A 17873-nucleotide genomic window follows, 5' to 3' on the forward strand; every position below is an offset into this window, starting at 1 on the left:
ACGAGCTCGTAGACTGCTCTAATCTCATACTGATATACTTATATACGGTACAGCAAAGCTGCCAAACAATAGGAGGCCCTGTAGAGACCATTCAAATTTGTTATTCTGACTGTGTAAAGGCTGGTCAAAAGGGAAAAAACATCGAGAAAAAGAATGGAAATCGCCGTCATATCCTGGATCTAGGATATGACTATAATGATACCAACAAGGTTCTTTACAGTCCGACTAGCAGTCCAATCGGCGAAATCATCGATTCCCTCGAAACCGAAGAAGATTCCACATGGACAAGTCCTTGCGGGTTGTTTCAAGTAATTTACGAAGCAAAGTAACCACCTGGTAAGTAGAGTTGGTTAAAGCGGGGTAACCATTACTTAAAATGATTACCCCGCCGTATTTGTCCAATCTATCGATCATCATGAAGTTAATTCCTAACAAACATGTAAATTCCCATCGTTCAAAACCGGGTTCAATTAATTTATTTTTTCGTTACTAATTCTTTTAATATCCCAAAAAACTTCTTTGCCAACTTCTGGCGATCGCCTTCTCGATCAATAAATTCCCTACCATTTGCTTTGATTTCTGTTAAGCGATCAGGAGTATATTGGCTCATCTGCATGATTGCCTCTGCTAAACCTTTTGGGTTCTCTGCACCACTGAAAACACCTACTCGATTTTGCTCCACAATTTGCCGGACTTCGCCATCTACCGTGGTAATGATTGGTTTTCCTAGGAAAGTATAATCAAAGAGTTTATTTGGTCTTGCTCCTCTAAATACTTCATTGTCCGCTAATGAGATAATCCCAAAATCAGCAGCATTGGTATAATCAAATATCTCTGCTTTTGGCACCGGATCTAGCAGATGAACATTTTTCAAACCGAGCTCTGCTACCCGTTTTTGTAACCGTTCTTTATCAGGACCATCGCCAATAAGTACGATTGAGTATCCTTTTTCTGGTAGATACTGTCCCGCTTGAACAACATACTCCAGAGCATTTGCTGGTCCATGGGCCCCTGTATAAATTGCCACAAAGTCATCTTGTGGAACTCCAAGTTTCTCACGATATTCTGCTCTTTTTTGTTCATCTGGCTGCCAAGAACCGACTACTACACCATTAGGGATGAGATCTATTTTTTCAAGAGGTATCCCTTTTTCAGAAATATACTGGCGTTGGTGCTCCGTCAAAACAATGATTTGATCTGATTTTTTATAGAGTTGGCTTTCCATCCATGTCAACGCATTCAGTACTGCTCCCTTTTTCACACCGCCCATTTTCACAAGTGAATCAGGCCACAGATCTCTCACTTCAAACACAAAAGGAATACGTTTGATTCGTGCTACCAGCAATCCTGCATACGCAAGAAAGAGATGTGGAGAGGAAGCGATAAAAACATCTGGTTTCCGACGAAAAAGGGTAGCAAAGAAAAAGACAAATGCAAAACTGATCATATTGATGATCCGGCGAAAATCATTGACTTTGTGCGGAAAAGACCAAAGCCATGCTAACTTCAAGCCATCTACTTGTTCGATTTGAGCCTTCTCTTCAGCAGTAATAAAAGTTCGGCGTGGATGTACAAATTTGGATAGAAATAAGGTAACTTCTGCATCTTCTTCTTTTGCCCATTCTCTTGCCAATTCAAAATGGCGTGTAATGCCTGCAATATTTGGTGGTACAGCATAGTGATTTGCTAACCAAATTTTAAACCGTTTCATGTTATAAACCCCGTTTGATAATCTCTACCAGTTTTTCTGCTGTACGTCCATCTCCGAATACACTAGGAATGTTGGAGAAATCCACTTTAAACTCAGATACTGCTTGCAAAATGAGGTCTGTGTTTGCACCGACTAATTTATTTGCACCATAGGAAACAGTTTCCGTCCACTCTGTCTCATCTCGCATGGTGATACAAGGGACTTGTGCAAAAAATGCTTCTTTCTGAACTCCGCCAGAATCCGTTAAGATCAGTTTCGCTTGGAACTCCAATTGGATCATATCCAAATAACCGACAGGATTGATGACATGTACATTATCATTGGTGATACTAAGTCCACTTTCTTTCAGCTTGCTGACTGTTCGTGGATGAAGTGGTAAAATAGCTGGAATTGGCAGTTGATTAATAGCGTTTACAATTGCTTTTAGTCGATTTGGATCATCTGTATTCTCTGCACGATGAAGCGTAATGAGTACATAAGACTTTGCTTGGACTGGCAAATCACGAAGAACATGAGCTTTACCTTCTGCCAGTTGTGTGTTGTAGTTAAAAGCATCCAACATCACATCACCAACCACATGCACACCATCCGTAATACCTTCTTTAGCGAGATGGTTTACAGCAGTTCCTGTTGGGCAAAAAAGCCATTTCGAAATATGGTCTGTCATTACCCGGTTTACTTCTTCTGGCATTCTGCGGTTAAAACTTCTGAGTCCTGCTTCTACGTGTGCAACAGGTATATGTAATTTAGCAGCGGCTAGTGCTCCCGCAATAGTGGAGTTGGTGTCACCATATACCAAAAGTGCATCTGGCTTTTCAGCAAGCAATACTTCTTCCACTTTTCTTAACATTTCTCCTGTCTGTGCCCCGTGTGACAGGGAACCTACATGCAGATGATATTCTGGAATAGGTATCTCTAACTCTTCAAAGAAAACATCAGACATGGATTTATCGTAATGTTGACCAGTATGTACTAAAATCTCTTTTCCTTCGGCACGTAAAGCACGAGACACAGGAGCTGCTTTGATAAATTGTGGACGAGCTCCAACAACTGTTACTACTTTCATCTGAGAAAACCTCCCTTAAATGCAAAAACAACTGACACTATGATAACACAAGAGAATGCTTGAAAAATTGTATAAATCAAAAACTCCCCACTTTAGCGTGGGGAGTTTGCTAATTTCTTATTTTTTTTCAACGTTGGAAGCTTGTGGCCCACGGGAACCATCTACAATATCAAATTCTACCGTTTGACCTTCTTCAAGGGATTTAAATCCTTCTGATTGAATTGCAGAGTAGTGAACGAATACATCGTCACCATCTTCGCGTTCGATGAAACCATAACCTTTTTCTGCGTTAAACCATTTTACTTTGCCTTGCATGAAACAAACATTCCCTTCTCTTCTCAAAACTGTTATCTTAGCACAAGAACTATTCTTATGTAATTTCAATATAACATTTGGAAAAAATTAATGTCAAGCAACCAACATTTGCCTAGATTTTTTTAGATGTTTGTAGTTGTTATGCACAAGTTATCCATATATTCCACAAATACAGAGAAAAAATTGGCAAATTTATAACTATCTTTCCCAAATGAAATCGTATTATTCGATAGTTCTTCTTAAGATATTACTATAATTTTATAAAAAATGGATGGTTCTAATTTCTATTCAGAAATAGATACCATCCATTTGTTTTATGAATTAACTGCTTCTTTGAGTTGCTTTCCTGGTTTAAAAGAAGGAACACGGCTAGCTTCGATTTGAATTTCTTCACCTGTTTGTGGATTACGTCCAGTTCTAGCAGCACGCTCACGAACCTCAAAGTTTCCAAAACCAATGAGCGTAACTTTATCTCCATCTTGAAGAGCACCTGAAATACAACTCAAAACTGCATCTACAACTTGTCCAGCATCCTTTTTGGTTTTTCCAGTAGACTCTGCTACTTTTTCAACTAATTCTGTTTTATTCATGTTTCTTTTCCCCCTAAAGTAGGTAAATTCAGACAGCCTCCCATATATTTAGGGACTTCTTGGGATAACAGCCTAACGCTATTTTATAACCAAGCAAGCTCCGTCTGTCAAACGGTCCAAAGAATAACCGCTATCTCTGGTGTTGCCCAGGATTAGCTTTTCCATACCTGACCCCATATGCAATTACCTTGCAAAGGTAGTCGAGTAGATCGTTTTCGCCCCTGCACTGCGGAGAGTTTTTGCACACTCACGAATCGTACTACCGGTCGTGTACACATCATCCACAAGCAGAATAGTGTGAGGCCTAAGATCTAGTTGCTGTGCCTCCTCAGAGATTTGAAAAGAATTCTGTAATGAACGAATCCTATCTGCTCTGCCAAGACTAGCCTGTGGTGGGGAGGGCTTATTTCGTTCTAATAGATTTAAGGTGGGTATGCCTATGCTTTTTCCAATTTGTTCTGCTAGTAACTGAGATTGATTAAAACCCCGTTCTGTTAAACGTTTATGGTGAAGAGGTACACTAGTGATCACAGAGAATGGAATTCCCCTATAATGGACTTCTACCACATCCCTCATCATAGCTCCAATATATTTTGCATAGCGCTCATCACCAAGATATTTAAATCTGGATATTACCTTTTTGGCTTTGCTTGTATAGGCAACTGCACTGACATTCTGAACCCTATCTTCTATTGCCACCATCAAACAATCACAGCATATACCTGAATCATCTGCCAGTGATCGAAAGCAAACATGACATGTTGGATTTTGAATAGGAGATAGAAGACCTAAACAATCTTCACATATGTTCGACCATGAACTAGAAAGAAATGTTTGTACCTTCGATTGATTACAGAACCAGCAATTGGGATGAATTGGAAAAAGAAAAGACCACCACCTCATACCGTATTACGCCCTCTCATTCAAATATCCTTCTTTTTTTGCTAACTCATTTAAGTAAATGTGTTCTTTTTTTGTCTGAACGATCGTATTTGTGTTCTCTTCGCCGACAAACCATACTTCACAACATGGAAAATAAGCATGAATACCAACGAGTTGGCTCATCTCTACCAGTCTTTTCCTTTCGATTGATGAATGTTCCGCAAATAAGACACAAAGATGTAAATTTGCTATTCGAATGGATTTAAGCAAATAATGAGGAATGATTAAAAAAGTAAATTTTTGTTCAGAAAATAAAATTCTTAACTCTTCTGCATTTTCATTTTCTTCTCCTATCATTCTGGATTTATCTTTTATCACCGGCATTACTTTCTCTATCCAATCCATCACCATTTTACCATCCTTTTTGGATGGTACTACGATCCATGCTTGTCCATTTAAGCTTTGTATTTCCTCTATGAATAATCGAAGAGGCTCAATCGGTTTGTTGAGCTGCAAACCTCTTCTCAATCCTCGATAATGGATGAATTTTGGAATTGGCAATGGATATTGATGCAACCTTACAGGGTGCACTACTAGGGATGTCTGTTGATTTCTTGGAAAAGGTAAACCAATTTGTACCTGCTGCCCCTCTTTTGCTAGTGCACCATTCGAAAAAAAGGGAGGTACTTCTACTCCATCTAATAACAGGACATCGAATTGTTGATGATACGAAAGCAGATCCCATTTCGTTCCCACTACAAAACTCTGATCCAAACATTGCTTCACTAAGTTTGGCATTAGGAGTTTCATCTGATTAAGGTTTTGTTCGACTTCTTTTTCTGGTAAACACCAAAAGATATGTTTTTGCTCACTGAGAAGTTGTTGAAACAAAGCCGCAAGGATGGAAATCTTTCCTGCACCAGCGACCATAACTACATATATCGATCGTGATTGACCATGTAGTAACTTCTGTATGTCTACGAGTGTTTTTTGCTGAGCAGGCCGCAATGGATAGCTGGGTTCAGAATGAAAATCAATAGATTGCGACATCGGTTGAAAAGAGTAGATAAAACTACAACTCTTTGCTCTTCCCCGATGCAAACATTTGGTGCAATAAACACATGATCGCTCTTTGCAGATTGCACAGCTGCTTTTTTCCAAATAGAGAGATCCTGCTCCACATCGGTTGCATTTTTTTCGAATGGCCCAAAAAGAAGTCTGGATCGAGGGCTCTTTTGTTACATACCCTTGCTCCTCTAATACCTCTAAAGCTGTCTGCAATTGCTTCTCATCTATTTTCTCCAAGCTTTTCATGATTTCACTCCACAAAAGACGTCTGCCAGTAAACCTTCTATACAAGAACAAAGGGTCACTCTTCATGATTTGCCCTCCAAAAAAAAATCAGCCACTCCAAGGTGACTGATAAACAAGTAATCCTCTATTAGGCTGTTTCTTTGTCTTCATCAATATCTCTTAAATCAAGCACAACCACTTTTTCTTTCTGTTGCTCAGCTTTAAGCCACTGTGTTAACTCTTCTTCGGAAGAGAGTTTGTGAGAAAAAACATCTAGATGGTCATACTTTTGTTTCAATCGCTCGATGATGGAAATCGTATCATCTGACGAGCCCATATCGAGGCAAGTAATTCTCCCTTTTTTCAATCCACCAGCTCGCAGGTGGTTTGCCATGTGATACGAACGGATCAGCCATTCAATCGACTGTTGGCTGTTGTTCGTGATGATCACAAGGTGGGATGCTTTATGGTGATATAACCCTTTTCCAAAAGTGAGCAACCTCCTGTATAGGAACACGAAAGCGACGACGAGAACTGCCCCAATCAGTAGGTACCAGTAACCCATACGCCCATCCTCCTTAAAAAAATGCAATTAAGTTTTGGTTACTTCTCAGATCAGAGTTTTACATGTAGTGTATGCCGGATTTCCATGAAAGGTCTAATGGTTCTTTCGAAAATGTAATACTATTTTCATTTTACCACTTTTACACGATAAAGGAAACGGTTAAGTTGAATGCATCAAGTAACGCTTTTTGTCGTGTTGCCTTTGAATAGTTTTTAATAGCCTAATCCATTTTTTGTATTACAAATTCTAATTTCTTTTTTGCATGCCTCTTTTTGAGTGTAATCAAAAAAGACGGATTTAGTCTAGCAAACTGTCGGGAACATTTCTTTGCTTGGGAGCAGATCGTCTGTTTGAAAATTATTTATTTCTGAGTTGAGCTATTGCTAGTGAATAGAAAGCACTATGAGTGTTCTCTCATCTCTTTCATCCTTTTGGACTCATCAGCATGTACAACGCATACATGGAGAGATAAGAGATGGCGGGCGCTCGCAGCTGAATGCCACGAGCGCCCAGTGTATCTCCTCTTTTTCTGTAGTAGTTTCTGTCAGTTGTCGCTTCGCTCGGTGGCGTCGATGTTGACGCCGCCCGAAGCTTCTGCCAGCTTTGCGAGACCCTCGACGAGTCTGGGACCGACCTGCACAGCGTTGAGCTTCGTGCCGTTCAGATCGGTTACGTCGGGGATCTGCGCCGCTCCATCCGTGACCATCACGATCTCCGGGAAACGGAACTTACCTTCACGAACGAGGTCGTTGACCCGTTCGCTTGCGGTACGCAGCGGCTCGATGAATCTCGTCCAGCTACCCTGGTAGTTCTCAGGGTCCGTCACCACTTGCAGGAGCTCGCGTGCGGCTTCCGGTGTGTCGGCGTGGTACTCCTGTTCACGGAGCTCGCCATCGAAGAACCGGAGGTAAACCTCCGCTTCTCCCTTGATCACGCGCTCGAGCGCGTTGATCGCGACACCGACAGCTCGGCTGACAGGGTCACCTTCCATCGATCCTGTGCCGTCAACCAGCATGTACAAGAGCTGCTTCTTGTCGTGCCGGGTGACCGGATCGCGAACATCCAAGTCACCCGTGAACGCCTTGTACATCAGCAGAGAGTCCGGAAGACCCCATGACTGCTGGCTGATGCGAGGGAGCTCACTCATTTCCTTGATGGATCGGACCCTGATGTCCTCGCCATTCGGGTCAGGAGTGAGTTCCCCTTGCGGGGACTGGAACGCGTCCGTCTCGTCGAGCTGACGGGCGATCTCCAGCATCTTCTTCAGGTCGATCCCCTGCGAAGCAGCGATCTCCATCGCCATCTGGGTCTGATTGTCCTCTCCATCCTCATCGCCGCCGGCGAGACGAAGGAGAAGCGCCATACCCTGGGCATCGATCGGAGGCAGCTCCATGAGACCGATCAAGTACACCACGATGTCGAGGTAGTAGCGCTCGTAGACCTCGATGTAGTGCTTCGCGGCCTTGTACAGCTTCAGCGCGCGAACCGCCTTCATCATGTTGCTGCGACCGGGTACCCGGTCGAGCGGGAAACGCTCGATGAAATCGGCGATCTCCCGCTCCCGCTCCTTCAAGAAGATGGAGGTCTTCGCACCACTGGCGAAAGCCAGGGTGTCCAGCACGAAGTCGATGTCGTGCTGGTCGAGGCCCTTCATGCCGATGTAGCGCCCGGCACGACGGATCTTGGACTCGGACGGCTCCAAGAGCCACTTCGGCGGAGTCATCACTCGCATGATTGATTACCTGTTCCAGCCGTTGTTGGAGTTCTTGAACTGACGGATACGATTGTCCGCGAAGCTCTCGAGGGAACTCATGCCCTGGAGGGCACCCTTAGCACGGGTCGACAGCCAACCGTTCGAAGACTGCGTGTAGTTACGCAGCTCGTCCAGCAGTTCGACGACCTCCTGCTTGACCTTCTCTGCGTCGTCCCTGCTCCTGGCCTTCTTGACCCGGTTCTGCAGGTCGTTGCGACGCCTCTCGATCTGGGGGATACGCACCTGCGCTTTCTTCAGCTCTTCCACCTGACGCAACGGGGCGATCTTCTCCTCGATCTCGTAGTTGAGATCCGCCACCTTGGCGTTGAGATCGCGGTAGGTTGCGATCAGCTCCAGATCGGCATCCGAACTGGGCTTGTTCGAATCCAGCCGAATCTCGATGTTCTGGAGGTCCTTCTGGCATCCCTCCAGCTCCGCGATCGTGGTCGCGGCATCGATCATGACCTCGACCATCCCGACCTCGATCTGGAGGCCGCTGATGATCTCGGCGACCATCAGCTCGGCCTTCTTCTCCTCGATCATCTTGCAAATCGCCTCGAAGAATTCCTGACAGCCGGGCAGGTACTTCATCACCCGGATGTCCTCGGGAACAGCCACGTTACGACCGTTGATGACGGCAGCAGCCTTCACCAGCTGCAGCGTCTTCTTGGCGGTACGCGGGCTGATGGTGACCTTCTCCGTGCGGAGCTCGGCGCAGACGTGTCCGAGGATCTGCTTGACCATCGATCCGACCTTGACAGTCTCGGTCTTCTCCTGCATCTCCGCGATCTCCGCCCACGTGATGCTGGGCTTGTCGTCGGGCTCCTCCATGCTGAACAGCTGGACGAAGTCGGCCTCGGTGTAGCTCGGCCACTTCACTTCCCACTGGAGCGGGAAACGCTCGATGAGCGCCGCCACGGAACGGTTCGCCGAGGCGATCTCCGTCGGCGACATATTCGTCGCCGCCGCGAGCACCTTGTTGACGAGCTTGACTCGCTGGTCGCCGTTGCGCAGCTCCTTCGCGGTCAGCACGTCCTTGAGGAACATCAGCACCCTTTCGGGCGCGTCAAACATCTCCTCGAAGACGGCAACTTCGTGCACCATGAAACTCCGCTCGGTGGCGAAGTCCATGACGCGTTCGGCATCGAACTTCTTGAAGTCGATCCCGCCGAACAGCTCCTCTGGGGTCGTACCCTGACCGAGGGACTTGACGAACGGGTCGATGTCCTTGATCGTCGCGAAGACGGAGTTCAGGAACTCGCTCTTGCCGTGTCCGCCGGGACCCGAGAAGACGAAGTTCTCACCGGCGGCCAGCGCCAGCGAGACAACCTCACGCATCTCCTCGGCGTACATGAAACCCGCCGTGGCTGCCGCGACCCAACGAAGGGTCAGGGTGTGCGCATTGGTCTTCGTCGTCGCAGCGGTCGTGGACTCAGCGCCGGTGGTGACAGTCATGACTGTGAACCTCTTCTGTGAGTGGTATAGACAGGCCTACTACAGATGAAAAGATACCTGTTATACCTTTCCGGTATGTGCAAATATTATAACATATTATAGGCAAGGGAGGAGTGTTTTTACCCGCCTCATAAGCCTGACAGTTTTTGAAAAAAGATCTTTACAAACGCTCATTCGCATGGTGATATGCACCATGAACAGCGATAACCAAGCTGCTTAAGGGATTAATGGAACATCTAAACCGTGGGGCTCACGGGGTTAGCTTGGTAATGAAGTGGTCACGAGACTACTGTCCCAAGAATCCCCCCTATTCATCGTGGGGAGTGGTCAAAACATATTATTTTTAAACATTTTTATAGACAATTCTACTTTTCTTTACATTGTAAAAATACTATTCCAACGCCACAAAAAAACACCTCACTCTGTTATGAGCGAGGTGTTTAATATTGAAATCAAGCTTCTGAACGTAAAATCTCAGCTTTATCTGTCTTTTCCCAAGGGAGTTCAATATCCGTACGGCCAAAGTGTCCATAAGCAGCTGTCTGTTTGTAGATAGGACGACGTAAATCAAGCGAACGAATAATCCCTGCTGGACGCAAATCGAAATGTTTTTCTACTAATTCCACAAGACGATCCTCTGAGACAGTTCCTGTTCCAAACGTGTCCACACGCACAGACACAGGACGCGCCACACCAATCGCATAAGCTAGTTGGACTTCGCATTTTTCTGCAAGACCAGCTGCTACGATATTTTTCGCTACATAACGTGCAGCATAAGCAGCAGAACGATCCACTTTTGTTGGATCTTTTCCAGAGAATGCTCCTCCACCGTGACGCGCATAGCCACCATAGGTATCTACGATAATTTTTCGACCAGTCAGTCCAGCGTCACCAAGAGGTCCGCCAATAACAAAACGTCCAGTTGGGTTGATGAAATATTTGGTTTGGTCATCGAGCATATCTTTTGGTACGATAGGTTCAATCACATGACGATGAATATCTTCTTTGATTTGCCCAATTGTTGCATCTTCTGCATGTTGCGTGGAACATACAATGGTATCGATTCGGACAGGCTTGTTACCATCGTATTCAACCGTTACTTGGATCTTTCCATCTGGACGAAGGTAACCTAGGGTTCCGTCAATCCTAACTTCGTGCAAACGACGAGCTAATTTATGTGCTAGTGAGATCGGCAGCGGCATTAATTCAGGTGTCTCATTCACTGCGAAACCGAACATTAAACCTTGGTCACCAGCACCGATCGCTTCTATCTGCTCTTCACTCATCGTTCCTTCTTTTGCTTCAAGCGCTTCGTCCACACCTTGAGCGATGTCAGCAGACTGTTCGTCAATAGAAGTTAATACGGCACAAGTTTCAGCATCAAAGCCATATTTTGCGCGATCGTACCCAATCTCCTTAATAGTAGAACGAACTAGCTTTGGAATATCAACATAGCAATTGGTACTTATTTCTCCAGCAACTAAGATTAAACCAGTAGTGACAGATGTCTCACAAGCCACACGAGCATTTGGATCTTTGGATAGAATAGCATCTAAAATAGCATCTGATACTTGGTCACAGATCTTATCTGGATGTCCAGCTGTAACAGATTCAGATGAAAATAGAGTACGACTCATTTGTTATCCCCCTTTTCTTTTTACAGAAAAAATATTTTCCGTCCTTTTCGGCACAATAATCATAGATTAACGTATCAATTAGAGAAAAACAATAACGAATCGAAAAGATATTTATCCATATCCATAAATGCCAAAAAAAGTCGTCAACATTGTGTTTTTTTACCTTTATTCTTGAAAAGAACCATCATTACATTGTAGTATGTTCTATAGTGCATAATTATTATCTTTTATAAGGAAGGAAATGGACAGATGATGGAACGCGTGGACCAAAGCCGGAAAAAACGGGTTAACCATAAAAAACGAAAAAAATGGGTTCTACGAGTATCCCTGTTCTCTTTAGTGGCCATTTTGATCGTAGGAATTTATTTTGTTGGCACCTTATGGGGGGCTCTTACGCAAGGGCACGATACCGACCAAGAAAAATCCAAATTCCGTAACCAAGAAGTTGATATAAATAAAGATCCTTTTACTGTATTGTTTATTGGTACAGACCAATTTGATTCAAAAGCGGAAAAAGAAACATATCGTACGGACGTGTTGATGGTAGCTGCTGTTAATCCTCAGAAGAAGACAATCAAGCTGGTGAATATACCACGGGATACGTATGCAACGATTGCGAATACAGATGGGTTTAAAACCAAAATTAATTCTGCTGCGTTTTGGGGAAAGAAAAAAGGAAAGAATCCGATTCAAAATACACGTGAAACGGTAGAAACACTCTTGTATGGTGTCCCTATAGACTACTATGTGAAAATCAATTTCAAAGGGTTTATTGATATTGTAAACGCTGTAGGTGGGATTGATGTAAATGTACCGATGACATTCCGGATAAGTACCTTTGACCGTGTGGTACAATTCAACAAAGGACCTATGCATCTAAGCGGAGAAGAAGCTCTCCCCTATGTAAGAATGAGAAAAGAAGACCCTATGGGAGACCATGGTCGTAACAAACGCCAACAAGAAGTAGTTAATAAGGTGTTGGATAAGATTGTTAGTTTTAATTCCGTCAGTAACTTTACACAAATAACAAGTGCGGTTGGAAATAACTTAAGTTACAGTATTGATCCTAGTGAATTTTTAAGCTTGGCTCAAATTTACAAAAATACGCCAAAACAAAATCTCGAGACATTGACTGCAAAAGTGGAAGATAAAAAAGTAGATGGTGTTTGGTATAGTTTCATGCAGGAAGAAGAGCGAAAACGTATTAGTAAGTTATTGAAAGAAACTCTCGGACTTCCTACAACAGACAATGGTGAAGTTGACCCAGATACAAATAATAATGGTTCAAGTGATAGCTCGGATAACTCAAGTAACTATTAAATCTGACAAGAAGAACGGTCTCGTACCGTTCTTCTTTTGGTGGTGTATAAGCATGAGCAAAACAATCGGCATATGTGGGAAAACAGAGATTGTCATTCAAAAATCTCGTTTTATTTGCCAAGCTAAGCGAGTCGAAACCGAGGAAGAGGCAACCCAATTTCTGGTGGATGTCAGGAAAGAACACTGGAATGCAACACATAACTGCTATGCATATGTCATCACAAGCCAAATCCAAAAATCATCGGATGACGGAGAACCGGCAGGAACGGCTGGACGGCCTATACTGGAGATGATCCATACAAAAGAACTTACACATACGGCTATTATCATTACGCGCTACTATGGCGGGATAAAACTAGGTACTGGTGGATTAGTTCGGGCTTATAGCCAAGGTGCATCAGCTGCAATTGAAGCAGCAGGTACAGCAGAAAGACTGTTGTATCAACAACTTGTACTGTCTTTTGACTATACTTTTTTAGGGCGCATCGAGCATGAGCTTCGCTCCACTCCCCTTATTCTTGATCAACCAAAATATGGAGAAAACATAACTTGGTCTATCTGGATTCCACTAACAGAAGTAGAGCAGTATACTTCGGCACTCGCGGATTGGACAGGTGGGCAAATTCATATTTTGCAAGGAAATAAAGAAGAAAAAATAATAAAATAAACTCCTTACAGTAATGTGTAAGGAGTTTATTTTATTAGGAAGGTAATAACAATCCCCAGTACACTGCCCATACTGTAAAAAGAGTGCCTGCTACCAGTAGAAGTACAATGCGAACGTAATCTAGTTTTTGTAAAGAACCATGAAATCCTCTGAAAGCCAAGACGAATGTCAAGAAGGTTGTGAGAAGACTAAAGCCTTGAATGATTAACCAAATAATTGGTCTTTCATATAGAACAGGACCTAATACCTTACCTCCATTTGACCAAATCATAACGAAGTAACTTGCGAAACCAATTGTAGCCAGCAGTCCTGACGCTATGGTCCATCCAGCGTATCTTTTTAACGCTGAATCCATTTTTCGATTCCGAATGGAGCTGATCATCGCGGCAACATAACAAACCAAAAGAGTACCAATAATACCTAACACAACTCCCAAAGAATCATACCATTGTACATCTTTTATCAGGTTTTGATATACATGTACATCTTGACTCGGAACTTGTCCGATTACTTGAGAGTTAGGTGGATTTCCCTTCACTACTTCATCCAACCAGTTTAGTACCTCTGTTTCATAACCGGCTGCAAAAGCTGGGAATCTCTCAAATCCAGTCTGATCGGTTTGATGTGCAGCGTGTTCAGCATTTGCAACAAATAGAATGGAACCCTTTTTGTTTCCATTAGACTTCCAGATTTGCTGCAATCGATTAGCACCCTCAGCAGCAGGAGTCAATCGATCTTTTGCTCCCCAAACAGCCAGAACTGGTTGTTTTACTTTTTGTAAATAGGAAACAGCATCGTGATCGGCTTCAGGAAGCAGATTGCTTTGATAGACAAATCGTGACCCTTTGACTGTGATCGCATCCGTGACATTTTTAGAAGTAATCCTGTTTTGAAATAAACGATTTTGAATATGGTAAGTTTGCTGTTGTATCGGTGTAACGACAGGAGTACCCAATAAGACAACAAAAGCAATATCTTTTGATTGAGAGGCAGCAATTGGTGCAACCCAAGCTCCTTCACTAAAACCCCAAATACCTACCTTACGAGGATCAACTCCAGACTGAGCTTGTAAAGTATGTACCGCTGCTAGAGCATCATTCGCTAATACTGGCATGGTTCGACTTTTTGATTTCTCTCTTTTATCGTAGATAAAAGTTGCAAAACCAGCTTTCACAAACATCTGGGCATCTTGTCTTAGTTTTTCACGATCTTTCTGTCCTGAACCATGTACGAGCACAATACCTGGATGTTTTCCTTTTCCATTTGGCATCAATACTGTACCCTGCATTTTTGTGTTATTACTTGTGAAAGAAACATCCTTTTCTTGCCACTTATCAGGAGACGCTGCATTTGCATATGAATAAAATATGATGAAAAATAAACTTAGCAAAACAGATAAAATGGATATTTTCATAGCTTTAGATAGCAATTTCCTATTACCTAAATGTAGACTCATCTTTTTTTAATTCCTCTCTCGTTTTTCCTTTATTTTACCGAGAGAGGCATCAGATCAAAACGACCGCTAGAATGATTTACCTTTGGGACTATGGTCCTAATAATACCTAATACTTTTGGTGCTACTTGAACTTCGAATTATGTATTGTACTTTCTGTTACCTTTACTCCGTTTACTGGAAATAACTCCAAATTGTTTACGCCCCCAAGAGATAACTTGGGGGCGTATTGCTTATTCTATTCGATTTTATGTATCTCTATTTATCTTTACTGATCAAGTACACGGAGCAGAAACTCGATCATCGTCTCCATCCCAAATGGGATAGCGATCTCATTGAACTCTGCGTTCCGACTATGCAGACTTGTGATCGGACGATCAGGAAATCCTACTCCCTGACGAACAATCAGCATTCGACTATACAGCTTTGCATAAGCAAAGTCCTCTCCACCATTGGACAGTGGTGCTTCTTCGCACATTTCGCCACCATAGCGATCTGTAACGACTGTCGAGAACAGATCCACCAAGTGCTCATCGCAATAACTAGCGGGGTATCCTTCCTCGATTGTCACGCGCACTTGGTAACTAGGGTAGTGTGTAAGGAACTTGGACGGAAGCTCACGAACGAGCATGTGAAGAACATCACGAACAGCAGGATCGTGACACCTGATACTACCATTAAAAATAGCATGATCAGAAATCACATTCACTGCGGTATGATGATCTGGATTTTCCACATCCACTTCTCCACAGAGCGACTTGGTGATCACTGCGCAAAACTTGGATGCAGTAAGACCAAGTGACTCTACCCATGTATACAGATCAGGGTAGATGTCCTTCCAATAGGGACGAAGTCCACCATTGAAAATCTGATGGAACATCAACTGAAGCTCAGCTGAGATAGGAAGCGGATTCCTTGCCTTGTCCGGGTGACCAGAATGCCCGCTCTTTCCAATAACACGTACACGGAAGGTGTCAAAGCTAGCTGTGATCGGTCCCTTTCTTACAGCAAACTTACCTGCAGGAAGATCGGGATACACATGATACATCACAGCTGCATCATAACGATCACCAAGATCGTTGACCATGTAGGCCATCATATCCTTACAGCCGCCTGGCGGCAGTTCCTCTGCCGGCTGGAACATCACTGTCACGGTTCCATGGAACTTATCTCTATTCTGATGGAACCAGAGCATGATCACAAATGCCTGTGCTGTGTGAATGTGGTGACCACAACCGTGAAAAGCGTTGCGGAATTCCTCATCCACATCGACATCTTCCCTAGGGCGAATAGGCAGAGCATCCATGTCTCCGCGGAACAAAACGGAAACTCCAGGCTTATCCTTACCTTCCTTTTCTCCAACTATCTGGACCCTTAGGCCATATGTACGGCCATTCTCTACAGGAATTCGAGTAAACGGAATTCCGCGTTCCTCGAGAAGTCCCTCTAGAAATGGAAGCGTCCACTTCTTCTCGTCAAACGACTTACAAGGATGACGATACATCTCGTGACTAATGTATTCTGCCAAAGCTATATCACTCGGCGAAATATAGGAAATCATTTTTTCTCCTGAGAGGTAGAAATGAAACAGAACAAACAATATTATAATCTTATTTTTCCCTATTTTCAAATAAATGAGAGACAGAAAATTGGGTAGTTTTTTCAACCACCCTATTTCTTCGACTAAAATGCTGGTACTACTGAACCCTTATATTTATCCTGAATAAATTTTTTCACGTCAGGAGAGTTTAACACTTTTGCTAGTTTTTGAACCCGTTCATCTTTTTCTTTGCCTTTTTTCGTTGCAAGTACATTTACATAAGGAGATTTAGAATCCTCAATAAAGACAGCATCTTTTGTAGGGTTTAATTTTGCTTGCAAGGCATAGTTTGTATTGATGATAGCAAGATCAACTTGATCCAAAACTCTTGGTAACATCGCAGCTTCTAGTGGCTTGATCTCAATCTTTTTAGGGTTGGAAACAATATTTTTCGCTGTTTTTTCTCCTTCCCGATTGTCTAGTTTTATCACACCATTTGCATCAAGCAACAATAAGGAACGGGTAATTTCTGATGTTGCATTCGGAACTGCGACTGTTGCCCCATTTTTGATTTGGGATTTGTCTTTGATTTTTTGGGAATACGCACCCATTGGTTCAATGTGAACTCCCGTTACTTTTACCAAATGGAATCCATTTTCTTTGTTGGTTGTTTCCATCCAAGGGATGTGTTGAAAGAAGTTAGCATCGATTTGTCCTTCTTCAACAGAACGATTGGGAAGTACATAATCTTGAAATACTTGTACTTGAAGGTCAACTCCCTGTTTTAGCAAAAGCGGCTTTACATAATTTAAAATTTCAGCGTGAGGCACTTGTGTAGCTCCTACTTTTAAAACCTGTGATCCTGTTTCTTTGCTAATATCATTATTTCCACATGCCGATAATACAAATGCGAATAGTAAAGATAAACCAAGCAATAAACCTTTTTTCATCCAATATTCACCTCTTATGATTGTAAGTTACGTTTATCTAAGCGACGGGCAATAAAATCCCCGATCCATTGAACACCTTGCACGAGTACAACAAGTAGTATTCCACAAACAAACATCATCTTTTCATCAAACATTTGGAACCCGTAACGAAGTGCCAAGTCACCAAGTCCACCGCCGCCAACCATACCCGCCATCGCAGAGTAGCTGATCAAACTGACACAGGATACGGTTAACCCAGAGACGATAGCAGGCATCGCTTCTGGTAAATAAACCCGCCATACAATCGTTAATGGACTTGCCCCCATCGCTTCGGCTGCTTCTACTACCCCACGATCAATCTCACGAATAGCAGTCTCCACCATCCGGGCAAAAAATGGTGCAGCACCTGCAATCAAGGGAATGGTAGCAGCTGTTGTGCCAAGCGATGTACCTAAAATCCATTTGGTAACGGGAAAGAGAAATAAAATAAGGACAATAAATGGTACTGCACGGAAAATATTAATGATAAAACCAAGAATTTTTTGCAACCAAGTGACTTCCCAAAATTGTCCACGATCCGTGATAACTAATAAGATACCTAATGGTACTCCAATGAGTGCAGAAAAAAATGTAGCAATAGCCACCATCAATAATGTTTCTTGTGTTCCCTGTAAAATCAAGGCCCAATCCAAACTAG

17 protein-coding genes are annotated in these 17873 nt (G+C 43.1%); 2 read left to right on the plus strand and 15 right to left on the minus strand.

Annotated features, from left to right (window positions below):
• Positions 1-246: 246 nt before the first annotated feature.
• The 11 genes from GSM42_RS03600 to metK all read right to left on the minus strand — a co-directional run bounded on the left by GSM42_RS03600 (position 247) and on the right by metK (position 11267).
• Positions 247-417: a hypothetical protein gene (locus GSM42_RS03600; RefSeq protein ID WP_160800128.1), complete on the minus strand. Its 171-nt coding sequence runs from the start codon at positions 415-417 to the stop codon at positions 247-249.
• Positions 418-475: 58 nt separating this feature from the next.
• Positions 476-1711, minus strand: a complete 1236-nt coding sequence (locus GSM42_RS03605) for a glycosyltransferase family 4 protein (protein ID WP_160800130.1) — start codon at positions 1709-1711, stop codon at positions 476-478.
• 1 nt (position 1712) lies between these two features.
• Entirely contained in the window at positions 1713-2777 is a 1065-nt protein-coding gene (gene wecB, locus GSM42_RS03610) for a non-hydrolyzing UDP-N-acetylglucosamine 2-epimerase (protein WP_160800132.1), read from the minus strand.
• A 117-nt stretch (positions 2778-2894) separates the two neighbouring features.
• Positions 2895-3092 (minus strand): cold shock domain-containing protein, encoded by a 198-nt coding sequence (locus GSM42_RS03615; protein WP_160800134.1) that lies wholly within the window; start codon positions 3090-3092, stop codon positions 2895-2897.
• Between the two features lie 314 nt (positions 3093-3406).
• Positions 3407-3682: an HU family DNA-binding protein gene (locus GSM42_RS03620; protein WP_160800135.1), complete on the minus strand. Its 276-nt coding sequence runs from the start codon at positions 3680-3682 to the stop codon at positions 3407-3409.
• Between the two features lie 183 nt (positions 3683-3865).
• Positions 3866-4384 carry a ComF family protein gene (locus GSM42_RS03625; RefSeq protein WP_160800137.1) on the minus strand — a complete coding sequence of 173 codons (519 nt, stop codon included), beginning with the start codon at positions 4382-4384 and terminating at the stop codon, positions 3866-3868.
• Positions 4385-4591: 207 nt separating this feature from the next.
• The gene (locus GSM42_RS03630) at positions 4592-5944 is read right to left on the minus strand and encodes a DEAD/DEAH box helicase family protein (protein ID WP_160800139.1); all 1353 of its coding nucleotides are present in this window, start codon (positions 5942-5944) and stop codon (positions 4592-4594) included.
• A 61-nt stretch (positions 5945-6005) separates the two neighbouring features.
• Positions 6006-6422: a hypothetical protein gene (locus GSM42_RS03635; protein ID WP_160800141.1), complete on the minus strand. Its 417-nt coding sequence runs from the start codon at positions 6420-6422 to the stop codon at positions 6006-6008.
• Between the two features lie 544 nt (positions 6423-6966).
• A complete protein-coding gene (locus GSM42_RS03640; protein WP_237446456.1) occupies positions 6967-8154 on the minus strand; it encodes a hypothetical protein in 1188 nt (395 codons plus the stop codon).
• A 6-nt stretch (positions 8155-8160) separates the two neighbouring features.
• Positions 8161-9630 (minus strand): AAA family ATPase, encoded by a 1470-nt coding sequence (locus tag GSM42_RS03645; RefSeq protein WP_160800144.1) that lies wholly within the window; start codon positions 9628-9630, stop codon positions 8161-8163.
• Positions 9631-10082: 452 nt separating this feature from the next.
• Positions 10083-11267 (minus strand): methionine adenosyltransferase, encoded by a 1185-nt coding sequence (gene metK, locus GSM42_RS03650; RefSeq protein WP_160800146.1) that lies wholly within the window; start codon positions 11265-11267, stop codon positions 10083-10085.
• Positions 11268-11516: 249 nt separating this feature from the next.
• On the opposite strand from metK, the gene GSM42_RS03655 reads away from it, so the two are divergent.
• Together GSM42_RS03655 and GSM42_RS03660 are read left to right on the plus strand one after the other, a co-directional pair.
• Positions 11517-12587: an LCP family protein gene (locus GSM42_RS03655; RefSeq protein ID WP_160800148.1), complete on the plus strand. Its 1071-nt coding sequence runs from the start codon at positions 11517-11519 to the stop codon at positions 12585-12587.
• 52 nt (positions 12588-12639) lie between these two features.
• Positions 12640-13254: a YigZ family protein gene (locus tag GSM42_RS03660; RefSeq protein ID WP_160800150.1), complete on the plus strand. Its 615-nt coding sequence runs from the start codon at positions 12640-12642 to the stop codon at positions 13252-13254.
• Positions 13255-13288: 34 nt separating this feature from the next.
• Here GSM42_RS03660 and GSM42_RS03665 read toward each other — a convergent pair whose 3' ends face one another.
• From GSM42_RS03665 to GSM42_RS03680, 4 genes are all read right to left on the minus strand, one after another.
• A complete protein-coding gene (locus GSM42_RS03665; RefSeq protein ID WP_160800152.1) occupies positions 13289-14710 on the minus strand; it encodes an alpha/beta hydrolase family protein in 1422 nt (473 codons plus the stop codon).
• Between the two features lie 265 nt (positions 14711-14975).
• Positions 14976-16268, minus strand: a complete 1293-nt coding sequence (locus GSM42_RS03670) for a M20 metallopeptidase family protein (RefSeq protein ID WP_160800153.1) — start codon at positions 16266-16268, stop codon at positions 14976-14978.
• A gap of 122 nt (positions 16269-16390) precedes the next feature.
• Positions 16391-17197: a MetQ/NlpA family ABC transporter substrate-binding protein gene (locus GSM42_RS03675; protein ID WP_160800155.1), complete on the minus strand. Its 807-nt coding sequence runs from the start codon at positions 17195-17197 to the stop codon at positions 16391-16393.
• Between the two features lie 14 nt (positions 17198-17211).
• Positions 17212-17823, minus strand: a complete 612-nt coding sequence (locus tag GSM42_RS03680; RefSeq protein ID WP_202404785.1) for a methionine ABC transporter permease — start codon at positions 17821-17823, stop codon at positions 17212-17214.
• Between the last annotated feature and the right edge of the window lie 50 nt (positions 17824-17873).

This window comes from Shimazuella alba (assembly GCF_009831235.1).
In the GTDB taxonomy this organism is placed as follows: domain Bacteria; phylum Bacillota; class Bacilli; order Thermoactinomycetales; family Thermoactinomycetaceae; genus Shimazuella; species Shimazuella alba.

Coding starts and splice junctions, on each gene's coding strand:
- metK (WP_160800146.1), bottom strand. CDS start 11,267: ATGAGTCGTACTCTATTTTCATCTGAATCTGTTACAGCTGGACATCCA.
- GSM42_RS03645 (WP_160800144.1), bottom strand. CDS start 9,630: ATGACTGTCACCACCGGCGCTGAGTCCACGACCGCTGCGACGACGAAG.
- GSM42_RS03660 (WP_160800150.1), top strand. CDS start 12,640: ATGAGCAAAACAATCGGCATATGTGGGAAAACAGAGATTGTCATTCAA.
- GSM42_RS03670 (WP_160800153.1), bottom strand. CDS start 16,268: ATGATTTCCTATATTTCGCCGAGTGATATAGCTTTGGCAGAATACATT.
- GSM42_RS03615 (WP_160800134.1), bottom strand. CDS start 3,092: ATGCAAGGCAAAGTAAAATGGTTTAACGCAGAAAAAGGTTATGGTTTC.
- GSM42_RS03625 (WP_160800137.1), bottom strand. CDS start 4,384: ATGGTGGCAATAGAAGATAGGGTTCAGAATGTCAGTGCAGTTGCCTAT.
- GSM42_RS03640 (WP_237446456.1), bottom strand. CDS start 8,154: ATGCGAGTGATGACTCCGCCGAAGTGGCTCTTGGAGCCGTCCGAGTCC.
- wecB (WP_160800132.1), bottom strand. CDS start 2,777: ATGAAAGTAGTAACAGTTGTTGGAGCTCGTCCACAATTTATCAAAGCA.
- GSM42_RS03680 (WP_202404785.1), bottom strand. CDS start 17,823: ATGGTGGCTATTGCTACATTTTTTTCTGCACTCATTGGAGTACCATTA.
- GSM42_RS03620 (WP_160800135.1), bottom strand. CDS start 3,682: ATGAATAAAACAGAATTAGTTGAAAAAGTAGCAGAGTCTACTGGAAAA.
- GSM42_RS03655 (WP_160800148.1), top strand. CDS start 11,517: ATGATGGAACGCGTGGACCAAAGCCGGAAAAAACGGGTTAACCATAAA.
- GSM42_RS03635 (WP_160800141.1), bottom strand. CDS start 6,422: ATGGGTTACTGGTACCTACTGATTGGGGCAGTTCTCGTCGTCGCTTTC.
- GSM42_RS03630 (WP_160800139.1), bottom strand. CDS start 5,944: ATGAAGAGTGACCCTTTGTTCTTGTATAGAAGGTTTACTGGCAGACGT.
- GSM42_RS03665 (WP_160800152.1), bottom strand. CDS start 14,710: ATGAGTCTACATTTAGGTAATAGGAAATTGCTATCTAAAGCTATGAAA.
- GSM42_RS03605 (WP_160800130.1), bottom strand. CDS start 1,711: ATGAAACGGTTTAAAATTTGGTTAGCAAATCACTATGCTGTACCACCA.
- GSM42_RS03675 (WP_160800155.1), bottom strand. CDS start 17,197: ATGAAAAAAGGTTTATTGCTTGGTTTATCTTTACTATTCGCATTTGTA.
- GSM42_RS03600 (WP_160800128.1), bottom strand. CDS start 417: ATGATGATCGATAGATTGGACAAATACGGCGGGGTAATCATTTTAAGT.